19 protein-coding genes, 2 tRNA genes and 1 other RNA gene are annotated in these 24,180 nt (G+C 53.3%); 11 read left to right on the forward strand and 11 right to left on the reverse strand.

Annotated elements, in window-relative coordinates; all coding sequences use genetic code 11:
• The first annotated feature begins 3 nt into the window (after positions 1–3).
• The 4 genes from Q0R57_RS06215 (at position 4) to Q0R57_RS06230 (ending at position 6,395) form a co-directional block, all read left to right on the forward strand.
• Complete coding sequence (locus Q0R57_RS06215; RefSeq protein ID WP_294744779.1) at positions 4–1,764, forward strand: Ig-like domain-containing protein; 1,761 nt, start codon at positions 4–6, stop codon at positions 1,762–1,764.
• 164 nt (positions 1,765–1,928) lie between these two features.
• Positions 1,929–3,875 carry a threonine--tRNA ligase gene (gene thrS / locus Q0R57_RS06220; RefSeq protein WP_294744782.1) on the forward strand — a complete coding sequence of 649 codons (1,947 nt, stop codon included), beginning with the start codon at positions 1,929–1,931 and terminating at the stop codon, positions 3,873–3,875.
• A gap of 242 nt (positions 3,876–4,117) precedes the next feature.
• Positions 4,118–5,296 carry a hypothetical protein gene (locus tag Q0R57_RS06225; protein ID WP_294744785.1) on the forward strand — a complete coding sequence of 393 codons (1,179 nt, stop codon included), beginning with the start codon at positions 4,118–4,120 and terminating at the stop codon, positions 5,294–5,296.
• A 226-nt stretch (positions 5,297–5,522) separates the two neighbouring features.
• Positions 5,523–6,395, forward strand: a complete 873-nt coding sequence (locus Q0R57_RS06230) for a neutral zinc metallopeptidase (protein ID WP_294744788.1) — start codon at positions 5,523–5,525, stop codon at positions 6,393–6,395.
• 8 nt (positions 6,396–6,403) lie between these two features.
• On the opposite strand, the gene Q0R57_RS06235 is transcribed toward Q0R57_RS06230, so the two are convergent.
• The gene (locus Q0R57_RS06235; RefSeq protein WP_294744790.1) at positions 6,404–7,300 is read right to left on the reverse strand and encodes an esterase-like activity of phytase family protein; all 897 of its coding nucleotides are present in this window, start codon (positions 7,298–7,300) and stop codon (positions 6,404–6,406) included.
• Between the two features lies 1 nt (position 7,301).
• Positions 7,302–10,442: a glycoside hydrolase family 2 TIM barrel-domain containing protein gene (locus Q0R57_RS06240; RefSeq protein ID WP_294744793.1), complete on the reverse strand. Its 3,141-nt coding sequence runs from the start codon at positions 10,440–10,442 to the stop codon at positions 7,302–7,304.
• A gap of 132 nt (positions 10,443–10,574) precedes the next feature.
• On the opposite strand from Q0R57_RS06240, the gene Q0R57_RS06245 reads away from it, so the two are divergent.
• The 4 genes from Q0R57_RS06245 to ispE are packed head-to-tail and all read left to right on the forward strand — an operon-like array spanning position 10,575 to position 15,454.
• The gene (locus Q0R57_RS06245) at positions 10,575–12,398 is read left to right on the forward strand and encodes a DUF6057 family protein (RefSeq protein ID WP_294744796.1); all 1,824 of its coding nucleotides are present in this window, start codon (positions 10,575–10,577) and stop codon (positions 12,396–12,398) included.
• A gap of 2 nt (positions 12,399–12,400) precedes the next feature.
• Positions 12,401–13,900 (forward strand): hypothetical protein, encoded by a 1,500-nt coding sequence (locus tag Q0R57_RS06250; RefSeq protein ID WP_294744799.1) that lies wholly within the window; start codon positions 12,401–12,403, stop codon positions 13,898–13,900.
• 16 nt (positions 13,901–13,916) lie between these two features.
• Positions 13,917–14,570 (forward strand): endonuclease III, encoded by a 654-nt coding sequence (gene nth / locus Q0R57_RS06255; protein ID WP_294744802.1) that lies wholly within the window; start codon positions 13,917–13,919, stop codon positions 14,568–14,570.
• A gap of 20 nt (positions 14,571–14,590) precedes the next feature.
• Positions 14,591–15,454, forward strand: coding sequence for a 4-(cytidine 5'-diphospho)-2-C-methyl-D-erythritol kinase (gene ispE / locus Q0R57_RS06260; RefSeq protein WP_294744805.1), 864 nt, complete (start codon positions 14,591–14,593; stop codon positions 15,452–15,454).
• Here ispE and Q0R57_RS06265 read toward each other — a convergent pair.
• The 7 genes from Q0R57_RS06265 to Q0R57_RS06295 form a co-directional block, all read right to left on the reverse strand.
• Complete coding sequence (locus Q0R57_RS06265; protein WP_294744809.1) at positions 15,365–15,631, reverse strand: PqqD family protein; 267 nt, start codon at positions 15,629–15,631, stop codon at positions 15,365–15,367. The two genes, ispE and Q0R57_RS06265, sit on opposite strands and share 90 nt — an antisense overlap.
• 64 nt (positions 15,632–15,695) lie before the next feature.
• On the reverse strand, positions 15,696–16,208 hold the full coding sequence (locus tag Q0R57_RS06270) for a S24/S26 family peptidase (RefSeq protein ID WP_294744812.1): 513 nt from the start codon (positions 16,206–16,208) through the stop codon (positions 15,696–15,698).
• Positions 16,184–17,059, reverse strand: coding sequence for a hypothetical protein (locus Q0R57_RS06275; protein WP_294744836.1), 876 nt, complete (start codon positions 17,057–17,059; stop codon positions 16,184–16,186). Before Q0R57_RS06275 ends, Q0R57_RS06270 begins: the two co-directional genes overlap by 25 nt.
• Entirely contained in the window at positions 17,049–17,495 is a 447-nt protein-coding gene (locus Q0R57_RS06280) for a hypothetical protein (protein WP_294744817.1), read from the reverse strand. Before Q0R57_RS06280 ends, Q0R57_RS06275 begins: the two co-directional genes overlap by 11 nt.
• Positions 17,496–17,544: 49 nt before the next feature.
• Entirely contained in the window at positions 17,545–18,408 is an 864-nt protein-coding gene (locus Q0R57_RS06285) for an RNA polymerase sigma factor RpoD/SigA (protein ID WP_294744820.1), read from the reverse strand.
• 114 nt (positions 18,409–18,522) lie between these two features.
• The gene (locus tag Q0R57_RS06290) at positions 18,523–20,019 is read right to left on the reverse strand and encodes a Do family serine endopeptidase (protein WP_294744824.1); all 1,497 of its coding nucleotides are present in this window, start codon (positions 20,017–20,019) and stop codon (positions 18,523–18,525) included.
• A gap of 195 nt (positions 20,020–20,214) precedes the next feature.
• Positions 20,215–20,880 (reverse strand): hypothetical protein, encoded by a 666-nt coding sequence (locus Q0R57_RS06295; protein ID WP_294744827.1) that lies wholly within the window; start codon positions 20,878–20,880, stop codon positions 20,215–20,217.
• A gap of 382 nt (positions 20,881–21,262) precedes the next feature.
• Between Q0R57_RS06295 and Q0R57_RS06300 the strand changes: the two genes are divergently transcribed.
• The 3 genes from Q0R57_RS06300 to Q0R57_RS06310 all read left to right on the forward strand — a co-directional run bounded on the left by Q0R57_RS06300 (position 21,263) and on the right by Q0R57_RS06310 (position 23,860).
• Positions 21,263–21,802 carry a DUF3836 domain-containing protein gene (locus tag Q0R57_RS06300; protein ID WP_294744830.1) on the forward strand — a complete coding sequence of 180 codons (540 nt, stop codon included), beginning with the start codon at positions 21,263–21,265 and terminating at the stop codon, positions 21,800–21,802.
• A 281-nt stretch (positions 21,803–22,083) separates the two neighbouring features.
• Positions 22,084–22,461, forward strand: an RNA gene (rnpB, locus tag Q0R57_RS06305) — RNase P RNA component class A.
• Between the two features lie 61 nt (positions 22,462–22,522).
• On the forward strand, positions 22,523–23,860 hold the full coding sequence (locus Q0R57_RS06310) for a YihY/virulence factor BrkB family protein (RefSeq protein WP_294744833.1): 1,338 nt from the start codon (positions 22,523–22,525) through the stop codon (positions 23,858–23,860).
• A 53-nt stretch (positions 23,861–23,913) separates the two neighbouring features.
• Here the strand turns inward: Q0R57_RS06310 and Q0R57_RS06315 are convergent.
• Both Q0R57_RS06315 and Q0R57_RS06320 read right to left on the reverse strand, forming a co-directional pair.
• A tRNA-Glu gene (locus Q0R57_RS06315) sits at positions 23,914–23,985 on the reverse strand.
• Between the two features lie 31 nt (positions 23,986–24,016).
• A tRNA-Glu gene (locus tag Q0R57_RS06320) sits at positions 24,017–24,088 on the reverse strand.
• Positions 24,089–24,180 lie beyond the last annotated feature (92 nt).

Genomic DNA, 24,180 nt, shown 5'->3' on the forward strand with positions numbered 1-24,180 from the left:
ATTATGAAACAAACCATCATCTTTCTGCTCCTGATGATTGCAGGAGTGACGTCGGTAAAGGCCGACAACATCACCGTCAACGGCACCAGCCGCTCCTACAACGTTATTGTACCAAGTAACCTGGGAGAGGGTAGGCCGCTGCTCATCTTCTGTCATGGCTACAACCAGGATGCCAACTGGATGCAGAACAGCGAGTTCAAAAACGACCAGGTGAGCATGGAGGCTGTGTGCGACACGGCTAAGTTCGTGTGTGTCTTCCCCAACGGCATCGACAAGGCGTGGGATACTGGCGGCGACCGCGACATCAACTTTATCAAGGCCATTATCGAGAAGATGGTGACGCAGCACAATATTGACCGCAACCGCGTTTATCTGGGTGGTTTCTCCATGGGCGGCATGCTGACCTACAACGCCATTAACAAGATGTCCGACCAGATTGCGGCCTTCGTGTCGTGCAGCGGTCCGGCAGTGGTGACGCCCAAGGCAGGTCTGCGCCCCATCCCCCTGTTGCATATCCAGGGCACGGCCGACAACTGGAGTGGTGTGCAGCCTGCGCTCAACCCCTGGATCAATCACAACGGCTGCTCTACCACCGACCGTGTCATCAGCAACTACAACGGCTTCAGCGGTGCCAAACTCCATATCTGGGGACCAGGCAATGACGGCGTCGAGGTGCGCCTCATAGAGCTCAAGGACAAAGGCCACTGGATCTGTAAGGAGAAAGAGGTATATACAGGTAAGGAGATATGGAATTTCTGCAAGAACTACTCGCTCAACAAGACCACGCCCAACGTCAAGATCTCTTCTCCCACCACAGGCGGCCGATACATCAGCTTTGGCCCTCAGGGCGCTGTCACCTTCCCCGATATCACCATCACCGCCCAGGCCGACGACCCTAACGGCACGGTAGAGAAGGTGGAGTTCTTCGACGGCACTACGCTGATTGCCACCTGTACTGCCAAGCCTTATAAGACTACGCTGACACCCACCAAGACAGGCAAGCACACGCTGAAGGCGGTGGCTACCGACAACGACGGCGAGACCAGCACCGCCAGTGTTGAGGTGACGCTGGCAGCCCCCTCGTCGTTCACCATCTCGTCCGACATCAAGGAGGCCAACGCCATCCCTGCCGGATGGACCACCTACGACAGCAGCGAGAAGCGCACAGGTTATAGCAGCGGCTACTCGTCGGGCTGTCGCGTGCTGCAGTTCACGGGTTCTACCAAGGGCTTCAACTATGGCCTCTATATCCGCAATATCAACGGACGTGCACGTCAGGGCTATGCCAAGTACGGCAACAGCGACGCAGGCACCATGCTCAGTCTCGCCCCTGGTCACTACACGCTGAAATACAAGGTGTGCAACTGGAATATGGCCGACTTTGGCGAGGTAGAGGTGCGCATCGAGAAGCGCACGGGCGGCACCGTCATCGCCAGTCAGACCTATACGCCCGACATCAACATCGGCAATGTGGCATCCAATAAATTCAACAGTCCTGCACTGCAGACCCTCGAGTTCGACGTCACCGAGCAGGGCAACTATGTCATCGCCTTCTACTGCGCCGCTGCCGAGTGGAGCGACTGCATCATTGGTCAGCTCAGTCTGGCCGCAAACAGCTTTGTTGCCACAGGCCTTGGCCACGCAGCCACCACCGATGCTGCCAAGACGTCTGACGTCTGGTACTCGCTCGATGGTCGTCGTATTGAAACTATCACTAAACCAGGACTTTACATCAGCAACGGAAAGATTGTCCTCAAGAAATAACACCCAAAAGGGTAGGGCATCCCATTCAGTCATACGCCGACTCAGACACTCTGGGCCGGCGTATTATTTTCGGGTGTGACACAAAAAAGCCTCTGAATCTTTTTCGTGTTTTAATTATATTTATTACCTTTGCAGCCGCTTAAACTTACACATATATTGTAGATATGGAAATAAAAATTACTTTTCCGGACGGATCTGTTCGCTCGTATGAGCAGGGCGTTACCGGACTTCAGATTGCCGAGAGCATTTCGCCGGCTCTGGCACGCAGCGTAGTAGCTTGCGGCGTGAATGGCGAAACGGTGGAGTTGAACCGTCCTATCAATGAGGACGCTAAGATCGAGCTCTATAAGTTTGAGGACGAGCAGGGTAAGCACACATTCTGGCACACCTCTGCCCACCTGCTGGCTGAAGCACTCCAAGAGTTGTATCCTGGCATTCAGTTCGGCTTCGGTCCTGCTGTAGAGAGCGGTTTCTTCTATGATGTGCTGCTGCCCAACGGCGAGAGCATCAAGGAGAGCGATTTCCCCACCATCGAGAACAAGATGCGTGAACTGGCCTCAAAGAAGGAGCCTGTCGTTCGCAAGGAAGTGGCTAAGGCCGACGCTCTGAAAGAGTTTGCTGCCGACGGTCAGACCTATAAGTGCGAGCACATCGAGCAGGACCTCGAGGATGGCACTATCACCACCTATACCCAGGGTAATTTCACCGACCTCTGCCGTGGTCCTCACCTCGTCGATACTGGCGAGATCAAGGCCATCAAGCTCACCTCTGTCGCTGGTGCCTTCTGGCGTGGCGATGCCACCCGTGAGCAGATGCAGCGTCTCTATGGTATCTCATTCCCCAAGAAGAAGATGCTCGACGAGTATCTCGTGATGTTGGAGGAGGCTAAGAAACGCGACCACCGTAAGATTGGTAAAGAGATGGAGCTCTTCATGTTCTCTGACAAGGTTGGTAAGGGTCTGCCCATCTGGCTGCCCAAGGGCACCGACATGCGTTTGCGCCTGCAGGACCACCTGCGCAAGGTACAGAAGCGCTACGGCTATCAGGAGGTCATCACCCCGCATATCGGCTCCAAGAACCTCTACGTCACCTCTGGTCACTGGGATCACTACGGCAAGGACTCGTTCCAGCCTATCCACACCCCCGAGGAAGACGAAGAGTACATGCTGAAGCCCATGAACTGTCCTCACCACTGTGAGATCTTCGCTTGGAAGCCCCGTTCATATAAGGACCTGCCCCTGCGTATTGCAGAGTTCGGTACCGTCTATCGCTATGAGCAGAGCGGCGAGCTCCACGGACTCACCCGTGTACGTTCGTTCACTCAGGACGATGCCCACCTGTTCTGTCGTCCCGACCAGGTCAAGCAGGAGTTCCTCAACGTCATGGATATCATCAACGTCGTGCTCTCAGCCTTCGGATTCAACTTCGAGGCACAGATCTCTCTGCGCGATCCTAACAACCACGAGAAGTACGTAGGTAGCGACGAAGACTGGGCACTGGCCGAGAAAGCCATCCAGGAGGCATGCGCCGAGAAGGGACTGCCCGCTAAGGTAGAATATGGCGAGGCCGCCTTCTATGGTCCTAAGCTCGACTTCATGATCAAGGACGCCATCGGCCGTCGCTGGCAGCTGGGTACCATCCAGGTGGACTACAACCTGCCTAAGCGCTTCCAGTTGGAATATACCGACGAGGACAACCAGAAGAAGACGCCTGTGATGATTCACCGTGCACCCTTCGGCTCTATGGAGCGTTTCACCGCCGTGCTCATCGAGCATACCAGCGGTCACTTCCCCCTCTGGCTCACCCCCGATCAGGTCGTGGTGCTGCCCCTGTCCGAGAAGTACAACGACTATGCCAAGAAGGTGCTCGACCAGTTCAGCGAGCAGGGCGTGCGTGGCTCTATCGACCTGCGCAACGAGAAGCTCGGTCGCAAGATCCGCGACAACGAGCTGAAGCGCATCCCCTACATGGTCATCGTAGGCGAGAAGGAAGAGGCCGAGGGTCTCGTCTCTATGCGTCAGCAGGGTGGTGGCGAGCAGGCCACCATGACCATCCAGCAGTTCATCGACAAGATCAACGCCGAGGTGGCCGAACAGACCAAGAACTTCTAAAAACGAATGGGGATTTAAGAAACGAATTATCCTAATTGATCCTAATTATCAAAAGCGCCGACTCATGGTCGGCGCTTTTTTTCTGTTATCCCATTACCTCGCCGTCCTTGATCTCCCGACCCACGATGATGCTCGGTCTAGGGCGATTCGAATCGCGTTATTATCAGGAATTATTTGTATTTTTGCAAAAACAGCAGCAGATTTCAGGAATTATTTGTATTTTTGCAAAAACAGCAGCAGATATGCAGGCTTTATCCTATCGTCCACGTAATCCAGGCCACGACTACTATGGTCGCGGCACCTATCTCATTACCCTGGTGGTTAGCGGCCGTGAACGCCTGCTCTCCCATTTTGTGACCGATCTCGGGCACAAAGCAGAGGGAGCAGAGGGCGGCCACAAATCCACCCTTGCCCTCACCCCTATTGGCGAGGCCATACAGAAGGCATGGTTACAGACACCCGCCCATGCACACACTCATGGCAATAAGGTGGTAGTACATGCGTGCGTATGCATGCCCGACCATTTTCACGGTGTCATCGAAGTACTGGAACCCATGCAGTGGAGTCTGGGCGATATCATTCAGGCCTTCAAAGCTAACTGCACCAGCTATTGGCAGCAGCAACAAGGCCTCCCTTCCTCTACCAATCGGCCGATCTCGGCCGATTGCAGGAGCGAGCGTGCTCCAGCCTGGCTGCGCGAGAAGGCTGCCCTTCACTCTGACGAGGGCACTCTTATTCGCAGCATGTCAAAGAAGCAGCGTCAGGAGTACTACACCTTCGTGTGTCGCCAGCAGCGCCCGCTCTTTGATGACAACTACGACGACACGGTGTGCCTTGATGAGCGCCACCGCCAGGCGATGATAGCCTATGTGCATGACAACCCTCGCCGTGCTCTGTTGAGGCGACTCCTGCCCGACTTCTTGCGCAGATGTTTGCATGTGCAGATAGACGGTCGTAGCTATGGCGCCTTCGGCAACCTATTCCTTCTGAGGTGGCCCCGTAAGTTGCAAGTGATGTGCCACCGCAAGCATCCCGTCAATGGTCATCCATACGAGGAAACTCCCGACTACGCTCATGAGCGAAACCAATGGGAGAATGCTATCATGGAGGGAGGTACAGTCATTGTCACCCCTGGCATCTCTCGCGGTGAGCAGCTAATGAAAAATGAGTGCATAGAACGCGGCTATCCGTTGATACATCTGCAGCCGGCCCCCATAGACAAGTACTGGAAACCCGAGAAAAAGCGCTTTGATGCTTGTGCAAGTGGCTCGCTGCTCATATTGGCTCCCTGGAATCTCGACACGATGGGCGCTGTTGGCAACGCACCATCCGACAGTGATTATAGTCGTTTTCACAATCTTAATACATTGGCCGCTGAGATATGTTCTTTCTATGGTGAAGCAAAGATAATTAGGGATTGATTTCCTTTTTTATTACAAAATCCTTCTCCCTTGCTTCTCCCTTCCTTCTCCCTTGCAACAAAATCGGCCAAAACGCCCCATTTTCAAGTAAAAAATCTTGACGTTTGAGGACCGGCACTTTTATTTTTCTATGTACATTGCTTTGATTTTCAGAAAAAAGATGTACCTTTGCATCCAATATTGGAACACAAAGGGAGCCTTTGTGACAAACTAAAACTATAATAGTATGAGACTCAATGGAAGAAGACAGAGTTCGAATGTGGAAGACCGCAGAGGGCTCAGTACAGGTGCCAAGGCCGGTATCGGCGGCATTGGAGGTATCATTGTCATTGCGCTGATGACCTTCCTCTCGGGAGGCGGTCTGGGCGACGTGGTGAACAACGTGGTGCAGAACGGGGGACTATCCAGCCTGCAGACGGAGACACCTGCGGGACAGCGCGAGTTCAGCGCGGAGGAAGAGCAGCTGGCTACGGAGTGTAAACAGATTCTGGCCAGCACGGAGGATGTGTGGACGGAGGTGTTCCGTGAGAACGGCTTCGGGGAATACAAGGCTCCGACACTGGTGCTGTTTACGAACAGCGTCAACTCGGCCTGCGGCTCGGCAACGGCTGCCGTGGGTCCGTTCTACTGCTCGGGTGACCAGAAGTTGTATATAGACCTGTCGTTCTTTACGGAGATGAAGAAACAGCTGGGCGTGGAGGGTAACACCTTTGCATACGCCTACGTGATAGCCCACGAGATTGGTCACCATGTGGAGTACTCGCTGGGCATCCTTGGAAAGGCGCATGAGCAGATGAGACAGCTGGACAAGACGCGGGCTAACCAGGTGAGTGTGCGCCTGGAGCTGCTGGCTGACTACTATGCGGGCGTGTGGGCTCACTATGAGGATGCGAAGAACCACTCGCTGGAGTATGGCGATATGGAGAAGGGTCTGGAGCTGGCAAAGGCCATCGGCGACGACTGGCTACAGAAACAGGCTCAGGGCTATGCGCAGCCGGAGTCGTTTACCCACGGCACCAGCGCACAGCGTAAGCGTTGGCTGAAGCAGGGCTTCGATACGGGGGACATGAGGACGACTACTTTTGAAGGAGATATTTAAATTAGTAATTAGGAATTACTAATTATTCGCAGCCAGTCGCGGAGGAAGCCCTTGTACTGATTCTGGGAGTCGGCGATGAGGAGCAGGAGGCTGGGCGACACCTGACAGAGACCTTCGAAATTGGCAAATTGACGACTGGTGATGGAGAGCCGTGTGCGGAACTCTGTCACCAGTTGCTTTTGTAGGTGTTCATCAGACCCAGGCGACACCTCATAGATGCGAATCAGGGTCTTGGCACCAATCTTGAGACGGGGCACACGGATCTGACGTTCGAGCACCAGCAGACGACCATCGTCGAGGGCGCAGAGCTCGGAGACGCCATGGAAATACTTGCGGTTGACGGGAGCATCGGGCTGGTAGTGATAGGTGTGCTTCAGCTGCAGGTCGTCACCAAAAGCCAGGATACGCAAGGTGCTGTCGCCAAGCAGGGGCCGCTCGGTGGTGGTAAAGAACAGATGGTTGACGGCATCGTAGGTGAGCGCCTCGAGGCCGAAGTTATGACTGGCCCGCTTGACAGCATCGGGCATGGCCAGTCGGCGCCCTGTGCGCTGGCCGTCGAGGGTGTATTCATAGACCTCGTTGTCGGCCTCGCCGCTGATAAACAGGGTATTGGTAGAGGGTCGATAGCAGATGCCCTCCATGTCGCGGTTGGGCAGTCCGCTGGAGTGATAGCCCAGGTCTTCGAGCATGCTGATGCGCTGTCCGTCAGCGTCGAACAGGATGCGGACGAGGCGGAAACCGTCTGTCGGGGCCTTGTCGTCGACCAAGGCAAAACAGTCGTTGCCTATAGCGCAGATGCCGCTATAGTTGCCTGCAGGCAGCTGCTTGCGGAAGTGCTGCTGACGCTGGGAGTAAACGAATAGCGGCACTACGATGAGTGCCGCTATGATGATGATTCGTCGCATATTACTTCAAAGGCTTGATAGCGAAGGTGAAGTCGTATTCCTGGAACTTGACACGATACTCATCGCGTGGCCAAGCACCCCAAGAGTTGACGCAACCCAAGCCTAACTGACGCTTCTGGATGTGGACGCTGGTGTGACCAGAAGGAATCAGGTCGCCAGAGTGATGTCCCCAAGCCTTGTCCTTGCTGGGACCATCGTCGAGCTGAGCGGTGGTATAGGGCAGGGCAGAGGCTTCCATCGGAGCGTTGCTGTAGAACTGCAGGCCCTTGCCGCTATTGTCGATGACAGAGAACCAGCGCACATCGACGTGGTTGCCGCTCTCCTGCGGACGGACATACTCGTAGTATTCGTCCTGTACCTTATTCTTATAGATGCCCAGGAACTCAGAGTCCTTACGGTCGCTATAGGTCTCGATGGGTCCGCGGCCGTAGTACTCCACCTGGTTGTACTGCTTAGGCATCTGGATGCCCATGCCGAAGCGGAACATCTCGCTCATCTGGGCCTCGCCCTCGGGCTTCATCTGCTCACGTACGATGACTACGCCGTCAGAAGTGAGGGTGTAGGTCATGGTGAGGATGGCAAAGGTCTGACGACGCTCGCCGCCGTTTCTCTGTCCACCACGCATGCCGGGCTCGGTGAGGGCGATGGTGGCAAAAATAGAATTGCCGTTGACGGTGAGGTTACGAACACGCATATCGGGGTTCTTCCAGGCTGAGAAGCGGTTCTGCAGACCAGCGCCGTAGTCGTTGTCGGTAGGAGCACGCCAGAACTCGGGCACGATGCTCTCGCGGAACTGCAGCATGTCCTTGCCATCGACGGTGATATAGTCAATCATACCGTTGCGCTTGCCCACGAAGAGGTCGGTACCTGCGGCAGAGAGCTTGACGTAAGTGTTGGTCTCTTCCTTCAGGAGTGAAGAGTGAAGAGTGAAGAGTGAAGAGTCTGTCTCTGCAGTCAGAGCGGGATACTTGTATTCGTTGATGCAGAACTGCTGCTTGGCCAGCACCTGACCCTTGTCGATGAGGGGGGCGCCGTTCTTTGACTTGAAGTAGAACGAAACGAAGATCTCGTTGTCGCCATGATGGCCGAGCACGCGCTCGATGACCTGCTTCATCTCGTCGGAGGTGATGACCTTGCGCTGCTGAGGCTGGATGCCGCTCAGGGCGATGGTGCCACCATGACCAAAGGTCATACCTGCAGGACGTCCGTCAGTCTCGTGATGATGACCACCGGCACCACCCACGAACCATTCCAGCTCGATATCGTCGAGGGTCTTGAAGAAATTCTCGTTATACACCTCGAACTTACCCTCCTTCAGGCCCTTGTCGGTGACCCAGATGTTCTGATAGTAGTAACCTACCTCGTAGGCATGGGGGTTGAGACGACGGTCGGGGGCGATGATGCCGTTGCAGTTGAAGTTATAGTCTGAGGCAGGATACTTGCCGTAGTCGCCACCATAGGTGAAGATCTCACGACCCGTGATAGGGCTCTTGTCGCGCATGCCCTGATCTACGAAGTCCCAGATATAACCACCCTGATACTTCGGATACTTACGCACCAGGTCCCAGTACTCCTTGAAGCCACCCATGGAGTTACCCATGGCGTGGGCATACTCACACTGGATGAGTGGACGGGGGTTGTTGCCCTTTGAGTAGGCCTCGCAGCCCTCGTAGCCATAGTACATAGGACAGAAGATGTCGGTCTTGCCGTTCTGACCTGCCTGCTCAAACTGGCAGGGACGGGTCTTGTCGGTAGCCTTCACCCAGTCGTAGGCCTTCTCGAAGTTAGGACCGTAGCCGGCCTCGTTGCCCAGAGACCACACGATGATAGAGGGGTGGTTCTTAAACGAGTGGATGTTGCCCTCCTGACGCTCGATATGAGCCTTCTCGAAGTCGGCGCGCTTGGCCAGGGTGCCATCGCCATAGCCCATGCCGTGGCTCTCGAGGTTTGACTCAGCGGTGAGGTAGATACCATATTCGTCGCAGAGGTCATACCAACGGGGGTCGTCGGGATAGTGACAGGTACGTACGGCGTTGATATTCAGCTGCTTCATGATGCGGATATCCTGAACCATGCGCTCCATCGATACGATATAACCGCCGTCGGGGTCGAGCTCGTGACGGTCGGCACCTTTTATTAATATAGGCTGACCGTTGACCAGCAGTTGACCGCCCTTGATCTCGATATGACGGAAGCCCACGCGCTGCTTCACCACCTCAAGCACCTTGTTGCCCTTCTTCAGGGTGATATACAGGTTGTAGAGCTGAGGAATCTCAGCCGACCAGGGCTTGACGCTCTCCAGGCTGACCTCGTTGCCATTGTCATCCTGCAATGAGGTCTCGACGACGGTACCCTTAGGTGCCTTCACGTTGACGTCGAGGATGCCCTTGCCGTTGAGATAGTCCTGCGTGATGAAGATATCCTCGATGTGCTGCTTGGGACGGGCATAGAGATACACCTCGCGGGCTATACCCGTGAAGCGCCAGAAGTCCTGGTCCTCCAGATAAGAGCCGTCGCACCAGCGCATCACCTGCATGGCGATGAGGTTCTTACCTTTCTTCAGGTACTTGGTGATGTTGAACTCGGCAGCCACCTTAGAGTCCTCGGAGTAGCCCACGTATTTGCCGTTGACCCAAAGGGTGAGGTTGCTGGTGGCAGAGCCCACATGGAAATAGACATCCTCGCCTTCCCAGTTGAGGGGCAGGTCGAACTCACGGCGATAGGAGCCCGTGTAGTTGTTGGTCTCGTCGATAAACGGCGGGTTGCTGTTGAACGTCGTGCCCCACGAATAGCCTACGTTCTTGTAGATCTTGTCGCCATAGCCCTCAATCTCGAAGAGTCCGGGCACGGGGAAGTCCACCCATTTCGAGTCGTCGAAGGCAGGCAGGAAGAAGTCCTTGGGTGCCATGTTGTGGTCTTTCACGAAGTTGAAGCGCCACTTACCCTCCATCGAGAGGAAACGCTTGGACTGCGTCTTGTCGTTGGCCTGCGCCTTGTCGGCACTCTCGAAAGCGAAGAAGGCGGCACGACGGGCCTCACGGTTTACTTGGTTCACTGTGGAGTTCCTCCAGGCGGGGTCTACGGCACCAAAGGCCGAGACAGAGGCCAGAAGAACGGTTGTTAAGAATAGTTTTCTGAGCATATAGGTTATTGATAAATGTGAATACTGCTGCAAAGGTAACAAAAAAGTTTGATATATGCAAGCATTTTTCAAGAGCAAAATTTTGTGCGCCACTCTATTTTTTGTACCTTTGCATTCGTAATAACGAAAACAATGACTGAAAAACTTAGATTTATTCCTCTCATCCTCGTAGTGGCTGCGCTGGGCGTGGTGGCTTGGAGCCTACTGAACTACGAAGAGAACCTGCTGTGGAAGTTACAGGAAAACAACCTGTTTCTTGATACTTCGCTGTTCTTTAAACAACAGATGGTGGTACCTGGCGGACTGCTGACGTGGTTGGGTACCTACTTCACCCAGTTCTTCTATCATGCGTGGCAGGGTGTGCTGATGCTCTGCGCCTGGTGGGCCCTGTTAATATGGCTCACGTCAAAGGCCTTCCGCGTGCCGATGAAGTGGCTCACGCTGGCGTTGGTGCCCGTGGCCCTGCTGTTGGCTACGAATATGGAGCTGGGCTATTGGATTTACTACATGAAGCTGAGAGGCTATTACTTCGTGGGAACTATGGGCATGTCGGCATTGATGGCTGCCGTATGGGGCTTCCGCTGCATACCGTCGAAGTTGAAGGTGGCCTATATCGTGGTGAGCGCCCTGGTGCTCTATCCTCTGGTGGGCGCGTATGGCCTGTTGGCGGTGGTGCTGATGGGACTGCTCTCGTGGCAGCATCAGGAAATGAAGCTGTGGCATAGGGGTGTGGCCTGCGTGGTGGCCCTGCTGCTGGCCGTCGTGGTGCCCAAGGGCTACTATTGGCAGTTGTACTATCAGACCAGTCTTGATGATATCTATCGGGCAGCACTCCCCATCTTCGAGTTGGATGTGCCCTATCATGAGTTCTATCTGCCGTTTTATCTGCTTGGCATGTTCTGCCTGCTGCTCTGTCTGCCTGTGCCTGCCGCCATCAAGAAGTTTTTCGATAACATCGTGGTGTGGGCCTTGTGTCAGGTGCTGCTGGTGGCTGGCATGACCTATGGCGTGAAGCATTTCTGGTATAGGGACTTTAACTTCGAGAAGGAGTTGGAGATGCGTCATGCGCTGGAGCAGGAAGACTGGGAGGGCATTGTCCGTGCTGCTGTCGACCTGCCTGAGGAGCCTACACGTGGTATTGTGATGATGAAGAATCTGGCGCTGTTCCGTATGGGACGTCAGGGCGACGAGATGTATCACTACCGTACTGGTGCCAAGGCCTATAACACCAGCATCAAACCTAATATGACGCAGATTGTGGGCTACATCATCTATTATGAGTATGGACAGCTGAACTACTGCTACCGCTGGTGCCTGGAGGACGGCGTGGAGTTTGGATGGCGTGCAGAACACCTGAAATATATGACCCGCTGCGCCCTGCTCAATGGCGAGTATGAGGTGGCAGCGAAGTATATCGGGCTGCTGAAGCACACCACTTTCCACAAGGCGTGGGCCGAGGAGCAGGAGCAGTATCTGAAGCATCCCGAGAAGATGGACGAGAACAAGAACTACGCCGTCATCAAGCGTCTGAAGATGACGGAAGACCATCTGGGCTCGGACAATGGACTGCCCGAGATGTATCTGATGAACGTGCTGCTCGACATCAACAGTACTGACCCAATGGTGCAGGAGCTCACGTTGTTGTCGGCCCTGTGGAAGAAGGATATCGGCGTGTTCTGGCCCCGCTTCTTCAACTATGCCACCCTGCATCAGGGCGAGCATATGCCCAAGCACTATCAGGAGGCTGCCTATCTGTATGGTCATCTGGAGAACCAGGTGGACATCAGTCACATGCCTTTCGATGAGGATGTGAAGCAGAACTATGAGGAGTTTATGCAGCAGGCACAGCGATGTGGCGGCATGACGGAGGAACAGATGCAGCCCATCTTCTATCCAAAGTTTGGTCACACGTTCTATTATGAGTATTTCCTAATCCGCAATCAAAAGATTCATTGATGATGAGACAGTATATATATATTATGGTGGCAGCTCTGGCGCTGACAGCCTGTCAGACCAGCGTGCCCGAGAGCTACACGCAGAAGGATGAGCTGCCCGCTATCTATCCTGACTATACCGATGTGACCATCCCCGTCAACATCGCACCCCTGACATTTATGTTGGAACAGCAGGCCGACGAGGTGGTGGCCCGACTGTCGTATGGCGACGAGGAGATGGTATGTGGCGGCGATAAGGTGCAACCCGACATCGACGACTGGCATGCGCTGGCCGAGAAGGCGAAGGGGCACGACATCACCGTGGAGGTGTATGCCCGTGAGGGTGACCAGTGGACGCGCTTCAAGCCCTTTGCCTATCATGTATCGACAGACAGCATCGACCCTTGGCTGAGTTACCGACTCATCTCGCCGTCGTATGTCACCTATGAAGAGCTGACGCTTAACCAGCGTTGCCTGGAGAGCTACGAAGAGCGCGTGATGGTCGATAATATGCTGTGCTGCACAGAGGAGAACGGCCAGTGCGTGAACTGCCATAACTACCAGCAGTACGACCCAGAGCGCATGCTGTTTCATGCCCGTCAGAATCATGGCGGCACAATGATTGTCTATAATGGCGACATCCATAAAATCAATATGCGCAACGATTCTATCCTCTCTGCAGGCGTCTATCCTACGTGGCACCCCTGGCTGCCACTGGTGGTCTTCTCGACTAACAAGACGGGACAGAGCTTCCATACTGCCCATCACAACAAGATTGAGGTGTTTGACTCGGCCAGCGACCTTATTGCCTATGATGTGGCGAAGAACGAGGTGACGAATATCGAGAACGATACCACCGAGTTTGAGATTTATCCTTTCTGGGCCCCCGATGGCAAGACGGTGTATTACTGCAGCGCCCACTTCATTTATAACGACTCGGTGGATCGCGAGCCTGACGTTATCATGCGTGCCAAGGAGTTCAAATACTGCATTTATAAGAAGAGTTTCGACCCAGAGACGATGACCTTCGGTCCTCACGAGATGGTGTTCGATGCCGACTCGCTGGACAAGAGTGCCACGCTGCCACGTATCTCGCCTGATGGTCGTTTCCTGGTGTTCACGCTGGGCAACTACGGCTGTTTCCATATCTGGCATCATGAGGCCGACCTGTGGCTGATGGACCTGAAGACAGGTGCTGTGGGTCGCATGGAGGGCATCAACAGCGACGATACGGAGAGCTATCACTCATGGTCGAGCAACGGTAAGTGGCTGGTTGTCAGCAGTCGCCGCGAGGATGGCAACTACACGCGTCCTTTCATCGCTCATGTCGATGAGCAGGGGCGCAGCACTAAGGCCTTCGCCTTGCCGCAAGCTGATCCGGAGTTCCACCGTCAGTTCATGAAGAGCTATAACATCCCAGAGTTCATGCGTGGTCCGGTGAAGTATCGTCCTCAGGATTTCGCCAGGATTCTGCACGAGGAGGAGGGTAAGCCCGTGAAGTATGTACAGAAATTGTCGAAGTGATTCTTGATTCAAGACGATGAGGCGCGAGGAGCGATATAACATGGTGCTGGCGCATTTCCGCAAGGCGATGCCCGAGGTGACTACCGAACTGGAATTCGGTAGCGTGTTCCAGTTGCTGGTGGCAGTGATGCTCAGTGCACAATGTACTGATAAGCGCGTTAACCAGGTGACGCCAGCACTCTTCCGTCGCTATCCGGATGCGAAGACAATGGCGCAGGCCGAGCCCGAGGATGTGCTGGAATATGTGAGTAGCGTGAGCTATCCTAATTCGAAGGCGGCTCATCTGGTGGCGATGGCGCGACTGTTGATAGAACGTTTCGACGGCGAGGTGCCCAGCGATATGGACCTGCTGATGGAACTGCCTGGGGTGGGGCGTAAGACGGCTAACGTCATCCAGGCTGTAGCTTTCGGACAGTCGGCAATGCCCGTTGATACGCATGTCTTCCGTGTGAGTCATCGCTTGGGACTGGTGTCGAAAACTGACAATACACCTTTCAAGGTAGAGCAGACGCTGAAAAAGCATATCCCTGCCGCCGAGGTGTCGTTGGCACATCACTGGCTCTTGCTTCATGGTCGCTATGTCTGCACGGCTCGCAAGCCCCATTGCGAAAAGTGCGAATTGGAATCTCTCTGTCCCAAACAGTTAGAAGGCTCGCGCCTGGAACACTAATTCATAATTCTCAATTCTCAATGATCAGTTTTCCTATAGCAAAGATAAATCTGGGTCTCAACGTGGTGGAGCGTCGGCCTGACGGCTATCATAACCTCGAGACCGTGTTTTTCCCTGTGCCCCTGAAAGATGCGCTGGAGGTGCAGCTGATGGACGAGGCCTTCCCTTCGCCCTACGACTGCGACCTGAAGGTGACGAATATTGAGGTCGAGGGTGACGAGCAGCGTAACCTGGTGGTGAGGGCTTATAACCTGTTGAAGCAGGACTTCCCACAGATGCCGCGTGTGCATGCTCATCTCTATAAGGCTATTCCCACGCAGGCAGGCATGGGTGGCGGCTCAAGCGACTGTGCGGCTATGCTGCTGATGCTCAATGAGATGTGTGGACTGAGTCTCAGTCAGCAGCAGCTCATCGACTATGCTGCTAAGTTGGGTGCCGACTGTCCCATCTTCATACTCAACCAGCCTGCCTATGCCGAAGGGATAGGTGAGCGGCTGCAACCAATTGACCTGAATCTAAAGGGATATTACCTCGCTGTGGTGCGACCTGATATCCCTGTGCCTACAAAAGAGGCTTTTTCGCTGATTAAGCCCTGCAAACCAAAGAAGAACTGCAGGACGATTATAGAACAACCCATCGAGACATGGCGCGATGAGTTGGAAAACGACTTTGAGAAGAGCGTCTTTGCGCTGCATCCTGAGATAGGCGCCATCAAGCAGCAGCTCTATGACATGGGAGCCATCTATGCTGCTATGAGTGGTAGCGGCAGCGCCGTCTTTGGCATCTTCCCGCCGTCACTCGATAATGCCAGCTTCGAGCCACTTCTCCACGAGCGCTTTAGCGTCGCTACGGGCTGTGGCTTCGTCCACCTCGTACTCCTCTAACAGCAGTCCGGCCAGCGTGTTTTCGTCGAAGTCTATGCCCTGGATGTTTTTCCAAAGGTAGGCCGACGTCTCATTCATGCTGATGATGCGGCTGAAGTCCACATTCTCAATGCCTTCGGCCACGATGATGTTCTCACCACATACGGTGCGCAGTTTAAATCCTTTCTTTGTCTTCATATCTTCTTTTTCGGTCATCATAGGGGCAAGCCCCTACGCTAGGTTATTTGACCCCTTCGGGGCCTTATAGTCTATTCTCTTTCCTCTTTCCACTTTCCACTTTCAGCCAATATGGAACATGCGGGTATAACGCAAATAGCAGATAGCGGCGAATGGGGTATAGACGAGTCCACCACCACGAGTAGATGCGCCATTTGCGCCCATTGGTGCTGTCGAGCCTGTCGCTGCCCTTACGATAGAAGCCGATGGCTTTGGCGCGGATATCAGCCAGTGTGCATTCGGGGTCGCTGTTCAGGTTGCCATCGCCTCGCAGGGTGACCTTATTACCCTCAATGCTAATGATGCGATGCAGCACAAAATGTCCTTTCCACAACTCTGCCAGCACGGCATCGCCCACCTGTGGCTTGTCGACGGCTTTCAGCAGGGCTTTGTCGCGGTTGTCCTCCAGGAAAGGCCGCATGCTGCGTCCACGCAAGGGTAGGGTGATGGTGTGCCCCTCGTTGATCAGGGCTACCACCTGCGGCAGGAACTCCTCGTTGGGCAGTTGCTTGACTATCGTGCTATCGTCTTGTGACATATCAGTGCAGCTTCTTTATCGGGCAGACAATGGAGGGTATAGACGGGAGTGGTCTCCACGATGCGGGTGACGGCATTGCAGAGGTGATCATAGATGTAAGAGTCCCACATCATGCTCGAGCAGGCTGGCAGCACAGAGGCGAAGGCCTGCACGGCGGGTAGCTTTTCGATGCTGTTTTGTGGAGCACGTTCTATGCGGGTGACGGCTCCCAGTAGTGACCTGACGTTGCGATAGCAAGGGGTCTTGCCGCTCCAGGGTGAACCATAGATATAAGGTGTGCCGTCCTCGATGCGAATCACGGGATTGTCGTCGTTCATCAGACTGCAGTCGTCGATATGTTTCAGCCAGAGTGACGTATGCGTGCTCTTGCCTGTGCCGCTCTCGGCGATAAACGGATAGCCGTAGTCGCCTTTCATAATGGTGGAGGCGTGAACAAGCAAGGCTCCTTTGGCAGCGCCAGCAAAGGCGAAGACCAGCATCAGGGCGTTGTTCAGACCGAAGGTGCGCATGCACCAGTCGCCATTGAGGGCGCATCGGCAGTTGCTGAAGTCCTCGTTGCATATCAGCAGACAGCAGTTGCTGTCGTTCACATCGCGAATAATATATTGGTAGCCGCCCTCGTGCAACTTATACACCAGCGTGTGTCCGTTGCCAGTGTCAAAGTCTTTCAGCAGCGATTTCTGCTTCACAGGACGTGTGGCGTCATCGACGGTGAGTGTGAATAGCGGCTCGGCGGTCTCTTCCATTCGGAAGGGGATAAACGACGGCAACAGCGTCATGTTGTTGACGCTGGTGTCGGCAAATCTGATGGTAATGTCGAGATTCGCAATCCGGAAATGGTTATTCTCCATGTTCTGGATTATCGAATTCATCACTCATGTCAATGGTTCTGAACTTGAAATCCTGATCGTTGATGAATCTGATGTCGTAGTGCAACTTACCGTCTTTCGACTGGGTGTACAACTTTTTCATTTTCAGGAATTTCTTCTCCAGCTTCGAGCGTTTCTTGTTGGCCACCACAATGCAGGTACGGTTATCCATACCCTGATATTTCAGGTAGTTGCGCAACTCCAGCGAGTAGAGGTTCCTGCCTTGCAGGAAGTTACCCTTGGTGTCTATCCAGGCGCTGTCAATCTCCTGAACGTTAGTGAAATAGACGATGGTATCGCTAAACGATGCCGCCATGCCGAAGATGTACATCTTTGGCACTACGACCTTCTTGGCGCTGGCAGTAGTACACACACCCAGCGTCATCACGGTCATCAATAAAATTACAATCTGTCTCAATATCTTATTAATTATTACTTTTCACTCTTCACCAATCACCTTTCACCAGTTACTGTCCTAAATACGATTTCAGCAGTTCGTTGTTCGTCGTAGTACGCAGGCGGCGAATGGCTTTCTCCTTGATTTGTCTGACGCGCTCGCGAGTCAAATGGTACTTATCACCTATCTCCTCCAGCGTCAGCTCGGGCTGGTTAATGCCGAAGAATGCCTCGATGACGTTGCGTTCTCTTTCGTTGAGCCACGTCAGCGCCTTGTTGATCTCCTGTCTCAGCGACTCCAACACCAGTTGCATGTCGGCCGACGGTGCGTTGTCGTTCACCAGCACGTCGAGCAGCGAGTTGTCGTCGTTGGCATTGAAAGGCGCATCCATCGACACGTGTTTGCCGCTGATGTTGATGGCCTCGTCAATCTTCTCCTCAGGCAGGTCTATCTGCTCTGATATCTCGTCGATAGAAGGCCTGCGCTCGTTCTCCTGCTCAAAGCGGTTGAGCACGCGGTTTATCTTGTTTACTGAGCCCACCTGGTTCAGGGGTAGGCGTACTATTCTGCTCTGCTCGGCGATAGCCTGCAAAATGGCCTGACGAATCCACCATACGGCGTAGGAGATGAACTTGAATCCCCTGGTCTCGTCAAACTTCTCGGCGGCCCTTATCAGTCCGAGGTTACCCTCGTTGATGAGGTCAGGCAGCGACAGCCCTTGGTTCTGGTACTGCTTGGCCACGCTGACCACGAATCTGAGGTTGGCCTTGGTCAACCTTTCCAGCGCTTTCTTGTCGCCTTGTCTTATCTGGGCGGCCAGTTGCGCCTCTTCTTCTGCCGAAATCAGCTCTTCTTTGCCGATGTCCTGCAGATACTTCTCGAGAGATTCACTCTCGCGGTTGGTAATAGATTTGGTAATCTTCAGTTGTCTCATGTTCGGTTGTAGTTTACAGTCTACCGTGCAAAGGTAAGGTAAAAAAACGAAACAACCAAAAAAAAAGCACAGATTCTTGGAAAAACCTTGAATCTGTGCCTTTTTATAGACTTTTTATTCGTTTTCCAGCTGTACTACGAAGTAGCCGCGCTTGCCAGTTGGGAAGATACCTCGGATGATGAGCACGGGCTCTTTCGATGTTGAGGCGTCCTTCACCACATCCTGCAGATCCTCGATACTCTTGATGGCCTCGTCGTTCACACGCTGGATGATGAATCCCTTAGGCACGCCTGCATCCTTCATCTTACCGCCATTCACCTTGATGACCTCCAGACCGTAGGAAATCTCCAACTGCTGTTTCTGTTCCTTGGTCACCTCGCGGAAGTCGGCACCCAGCACATCCAGGTCGGCATTCTTCACCACCTTCGTGTTGCCCTGCTCGTTGCGCAGCGTCACGGTCTTGGTCTGCTTCTTCTTATTGTGCAGGTAGGTCAGCGTCACCTTGTCGCCAGGACGTTTCTGGGCGATGATGCCTGAGAGGTCGCCAAACTTGGTGAGTTTCTGACCATCGAGCTCGGTGATGACGTCGCCCTTCTCGATGCCGGCCTCTGAAGCGGCGCTGCCGTCAACCACCTCTGCCACGTAGATGCCTTCCATTGTGCCGTAGTCGGTGGCTTCCTTGCCCTCTTCCTTCTCTATATCCACCTGCGTCTTCACATCGCGTCCGCTGATGCCAATCATAGCACGCTGTACAGTACCGTATTTCTTCAGGTCTTCTACCACCTTGTTCATCATCGTGGTGGGGATGGCGAAGCCGTAGCCGCTATATGAGCCTGTCTGCGAGTAGAGCATGGCGTTGATGCCTACCAGCTCACCGCTGGTATTCACCAGGGCACCACCACTGTTACCAGCGTTGATGGCAGCGTCAGTCTGGATGAAGCTCTCCACACCGTTGGCTCCCAGCGTGCGGGCCTTGGCCGAGATGATGCCTGCGGTCACCGTGTTGTTCAGTCCTAAGGGATTGCCGATGGCGAGCACCCATTCACCCACCTTCACGTTGTCGCTATTGGCAATGCGGATGGCGGGCAGGTTCTTGCCGTCAATCTTGATGAGTGCCAGGTCTGTCGTTTTGTCAGCACCGATGATGCGAGCCGAGTATTCTTGACTATTTTCCAATGTCACCGTCAGCTCGTCGGCACCATCCACTACGTGGTTGTTGGTCACGATATAGCCGTCTGATGAGATGATCACACCAGAGCCCGTTGCCGTACGCTTCGGGGTCTGTACCTGCTGGCGACGAGTGCCGTCCTGTCCACGCTGACCGCGTCCGAAGAATCCTCCGAAGGGGTCGCTGAAGAAGTCATCGAAGGGATCACTCTGCACCTCAACGGTCTGCACCTTCGAGTTCTGCACATATTTAATATGTACTACGCACGGGAGAGCTTTCTCCGCTGCGTAAGTCAGGTCTACGGGCTGTACAGCTGTAGCTGTCGACATCTCCTGTACTTCAGGTTCTTTGGGTTCTGCCTTGATTTCGCAGAACGATGCTACCGAGAAAACAATGGCCGTCAAACTCAGGGCGGTCACACCATAATTTGCAATCTTTTTCATATCCATGTTAGTTTTGTTAATAATTCCTTTTCAGTTTCAAACCTTTGATGCAAATATATGTTCAAAGTTTATGAAACTGCCATTTTGACGCTTACTTTTCTTGCATTTTAACATTTCGCGCCTGCCCTTTAAAATCCGTTTACGTCCGTCTGTGTCATTTTTGCATTCGTTTAATCACGTAAAAATTTTTGAATTTTAGCAGATGGCTGGGACACCCTCGTCCCAGTCATCCACCATAAAGTTATAGTCCTCCTCGCCAGCAGGGTCGTAGTCGCCCCAATAGCAGAAGAAGTCCTGAGCCTGTGGAGGTTGCCAGCCCAGCGCCTCGTACCATAGCCGTTCGCGCTGCTGTCGTTCCACCGCTTCGTTGCGCATCGTCACATAGTCGTCGCGCCAGTCATCCCAGCAGGCGTCATACTTCTCGTAATACAACGAGTCATACCAGCCGTCGCCAGCCCTGTACTCCCAACTTTCGCGACCTTTTGCGTCGCTCAGTCCTAGCCTTCGCTCCGCCTCGTCTATGCGTCGTCCTATCACCTCGCACCAGCCATCGGCAATTACGTCGCCCAGCCTCACATACTTCGTGTTGAACCACACGTCGCACCAGTCGTCATAGTCTTTCGCATGAATCAGCGACAGCGTCAGCCGCCACACCTTCAAGGCCCATAGTGGGTGACGGGCCTCCATGCACAGGTCGCCTATCAGCAATCCCTTCTGTGCCATCCTACCTGTGGTCGATGCGCAGCGCATGGGGTGAATACTTGCGTCAACGATGCTTCGCAACATCTTGGCGTTCAAATACATAACGCCTTTGTCAGGTGCGCAACGGCACACCCTGACATCCTTGAATCGTCTTCTCACAATTTTGTGGTTTTAGTGTAACAACAAATAAAAGATCACTTCTCACGCCCCCTTCCGAGGGCGTCTTCCAGGTTCCTTCGAACCCTTGCTGTTACACTATTCGACTGCAAAGATACATCTTCTTCTTCATTCCACCAAATAAATATTAGAAAAAGTTTCTGTGATTTCTTACGTACCATATATAATATCTTTCCGAGTACCATAAAAAATTTTCTTTCCTTGTGCAACTTTTCATTATACGTCCTACGTCTAACGGACAGAAGAAACAAAAAAATGAAAAAAAATGGCCCGAGGATGTAATAAACTCCAAAGGTCGTGCATCTAAAGAGTAAAAGAACAAATAAAAAACGAAACAGTAATAACAATTAAAAACAATACGACAATGAAAAAGTTAGCATTTGCAATCCTGATGTGCGTAGCCGCCATGAGCGCCAAGGCACAAGTTCTCACCTCAAAGACCGTGAACAACGTCTATGAGACAGTTACAAACCAGACTGAGGGCAACTTCGCCTTCAATGCCGAGCGCACTGGCAACGACATCACCACGATGTATGTCTATCAGAAGGCTGCCAGCATGGGTATCGTGAGCCTCAAGCCCCACATGAAGTTCGAGTATCAGTATTCTGCTGATGGCACTCTGGCCAGCCGCGTTGCCTATCGCTGGGTCGACGATGAATGGAAGTGCACGGGTCGTCACGACTACAACCTGGTCTTTGGTAAGTATATCGCCGAATACAGCCGCTACAACCACACCCTAGGCACCTTCGACCAGCCTATCGACAAGATGGTTTATTCATTGATGCCTGATGATAGCGTCAACTACGTTAGCAACTACCATCGCGACCGTCCCACCTCTGACTTCCGTCTGGTTAGCGAGGCAGCCATCGTAGGACTCCCCCAGCTCTTTGCTTTGACAAAATAATATATCTGTAGATTGAAAACAACAAGCACCGACTCAGAGGGTCGGTGCTTGTTTCTTTTATAAGCCATCTTACATCGAGAGAGCTGGTCTCTTTGGGTCTTGCAGACCTATCGAACGCCTACGCTACGCCCTTGCTACGACCTACCAACGACGGCGCTACGATTTTTTTGTTTTGACGCTATAATGACAGGCAAAAATCGTTTATCTTCCTAACTATTTCCCATTTTTTTCAATTTTGATGTTAATATAACAAATAAAATCATTATCTTTGCAGGCTGAAAGCACTGCTCCGGCTTGCCGCTGGCGCTTCTGAAAGGAGGGGCGAGAGGAAAGTCCGGGCGGCATAGGGCACTCCACTTCTGAAAGTAGAAGCAGTTGGCGACAGCTGGTTAGGGGAGAAGAAAAGAACCGCCCCCTCGGGGGTAAGGGTGAGAAGGTGGTGTAAGAGACCACCAGCCGTCGGGTGATCGGCGGGCTGTTCCCACTGGAGGCCGCAAGTTCATGTATACCATCGCCATGTAAGGGTAGCCCGCCCGAGTTCCTTCGGGATGCGATGGAGGGTAGAACGCTAGAGACGCATGGCGACGTGCGTAGTAGATAAATGGCAGGCACCAATAGCAATATTGGCACAGAACCCGGCTTATAGGGGCAATGCTTTCGTTTTTATGTGAAAAGTGAATAGTGAATAGTGGAAAATTTGCTTCCGCATTATAGACGCTTATGGGACTAAAGAAGCTGATACAATTTCTGAGGGTTGATATCTGGCGCATTCCTGACGAGGAGCTGTCACCAGTACGCCGTGTGGTCTACGAAGTCATTAAGATTGCTTCGCTGGCCATCCGCTTCTTTACCACCAAGAGGGTGATGAATCAGGCTTCGGCGCTGACCTACAGCACACTGCTGGCCATCGTTCCTATTCTGGCTGTGGTCTTCGCCATAGCTCGCGGCTTCGGCTATAATAAATATATTGAGGTGTGGTTTCGCGATGCCTTCTCGTCGCAACCGCAGGTGGCCGAGGTCATCATTGGCTTTGTCAATAGCTACTTGGTGCACACCAAGAGTGGCATCTTCCTCGGCGTGGGTCTGGTATTCATGCTCTATACGGTGATGATGCTGGTGAGCAACATCGAGAATACCTTCAACGAGATATGGCAGGTGAAAAGGAAACGCAGCATCTTCCGCACCTTCACCGACTATATGGCCATGTTCTTCCTTTTCCCCATACTCATCGTGGTATCGTCGGGTTTGAGTCTGTTCCTGGCTACGATGGCCAGCTCGATGACGGATTTCATGCTGCTGGGGTCGGCCGTCAGGTGGCTCATCGACGCTACGCCCTATCTGCTCATGTCGCTGATGTTTGTGGGGCTCTACGTCTTCATGCCCAACACCCACGTGAAGGTGAAAAACGCCATTGTGCCAGGCATTCTTGCTGGTATAGCCATGCAGATAGTGCAGTTTGTGTATATCCACTCGCAAATCTGGGTGACAGGCTACAACGCTATCTACGGTTCGTTTGCCGCCCTGCCGCTGTTCATGCTCTGGGTGCAGATATCGTGGACCATCTGTCTGTTTGGAGCCGAGCTGACCTATACGTCGCAGAACCTCGATTACTACGACTATGACGCCCATACCGACGATGTGAGTCATCGCTACCAGCTGATGATCTCGGCCCTGATTATGTCGCGCATCTGTCGTCGATATGCCGATGGTAAGAAAGCACCATCCGCTGATGAGCTGCGACAGGAAACTGGCGTGCCCATCCGTATTGTGAACGACCTGCTGTTTAAGTTGGCAGAGGCACGACTGATTATCGAGGTGTCGTCTGACGAGAAAGGCGCCGTGTCGACTTTCGTGCCTGCTGAGAGTCTGAGTAACCTGAGCGTGGGAACCATGATTGACCGTCTTGAGGCTCAGGGCCGCTGGAAGCTGGATGTGCCTGTGGCCGACCTGCTAAGTGCAGAGTGGGGAAGGGCCATCATGATGCGTACTAACTACCTGAGGCAGGCGCAGGATATTCCGTTGGAAGACCTCTACGAACAGAAAGAACAGGAAGCATAAGACACTTTGATGATAGAGAAACAAAAAAAGCCCTCAACCGAGGGCTTCTTTTGTAGTCGATAGGGGAATCGAACCCCTATGCCAAGATTGAGAATCTTGTATCCTAACCATTAGATGAATCGACCAAAAAATCTTTTTACCTATTAATACCTTGAGTAGTCGATAGGGGAATCGAACCCCTATGCCAAGATTGAGAATCTTGTATCCTAACCATTAGATGAATCGACCATTTGTCGTTTTGCCGACATGTTGCAGAGCGGAAGCTGGGGGATTCGAACCCCCGGTACGGGAACCCGTACGGCAGTTTAGCAAACTGCTGG

Origin of the sequence: uncultured Prevotella sp., from assembly GCF_946407605.1 — a bacterium.
Classification (GTDB): domain Bacteria; phylum Bacteroidota; class Bacteroidia; order Bacteroidales; family Bacteroidaceae; genus Prevotella.

Excerpts from the sequence above, each read along its gene's own strand:
- nth (WP_294744802.1), top strand. The coding sequence starts at position 13,917 with ATGAGGCGCGAGGAGCGATATAACATGGTGCTGGCGCATTTCCGCAAG.
- Q0R57_RS06310 (WP_294744833.1), top strand. The coding sequence starts at position 22,523 with ATGGGACTAAAGAAGCTGATACAATTTCTGAGGGTTGATATCTGGCGC.
- Q0R57_RS06225 (WP_294744785.1), top strand. The coding sequence starts at position 4,118 with ATGCAGGCTTTATCCTATCGTCCACGTAATCCAGGCCACGACTACTAT.
- Q0R57_RS06300 (WP_294744830.1), top strand. The coding sequence starts at position 21,263 with ATGAAAAAGTTAGCATTTGCAATCCTGATGTGCGTAGCCGCCATGAGC.
- Q0R57_RS06290 (WP_294744824.1), bottom strand. The coding sequence starts at position 20,019 with ATGAAAAAGATTGCAAATTATGGTGTGACCGCCCTGAGTTTGACGGCC.
- Q0R57_RS06215 (WP_294744779.1), top strand. The coding sequence starts at position 4 with ATGAAACAAACCATCATCTTTCTGCTCCTGATGATTGCAGGAGTGACG.
- Q0R57_RS06285 (WP_294744820.1), bottom strand. The coding sequence starts at position 18,408 with ATGAGACAACTGAAGATTACCAAATCTATTACCAACCGCGAGAGTGAA.
- Q0R57_RS06250 (WP_294744799.1), top strand. The coding sequence starts at position 12,401 with ATGAGACAGTATATATATATTATGGTGGCAGCTCTGGCGCTGACAGCC.
- Q0R57_RS06275 (WP_294744836.1), bottom strand. The coding sequence starts at position 17,059 with ATGGAGAATAACCATTTCCGGATTGCGAATCTCGACATTACCATCAGA.
- Q0R57_RS06240 (WP_294744793.1), bottom strand. The coding sequence starts at position 10,442 with ATGCTCAGAAAACTATTCTTAACAACCGTTCTTCTGGCCTCTGTCTCG.
- Q0R57_RS06230 (WP_294744788.1), top strand. The coding sequence starts at position 5,523 with ATGAGACTCAATGGAAGAAGACAGAGTTCGAATGTGGAAGACCGCAGA.
- thrS (WP_294744782.1), top strand. The coding sequence starts at position 1,929 with ATGGAAATAAAAATTACTTTTCCGGACGGATCTGTTCGCTCGTATGAG.
- Q0R57_RS06245 (WP_294744796.1), top strand. The coding sequence starts at position 10,575 with ATGACTGAAAAACTTAGATTTATTCCTCTCATCCTCGTAGTGGCTGCG.
- ispE (WP_294744805.1), top strand. The coding sequence starts at position 14,591 with ATGATCAGTTTTCCTATAGCAAAGATAAATCTGGGTCTCAACGTGGTG.
- Q0R57_RS06270 (WP_294744812.1), bottom strand. The coding sequence starts at position 16,208 with ATGTCACAAGACGATAGCACGATAGTCAAGCAACTGCCCAACGAGGAG.
- Q0R57_RS06235 (WP_294744790.1), bottom strand. The coding sequence starts at position 7,300 with ATGCGACGAATCATCATCATAGCGGCACTCATCGTAGTGCCGCTATTC.
- Q0R57_RS06265 (WP_294744809.1), bottom strand. The coding sequence starts at position 15,631 with ATGAAGACAAAGAAAGGATTTAAACTGCGCACCGTATGTGGTGAGAAC.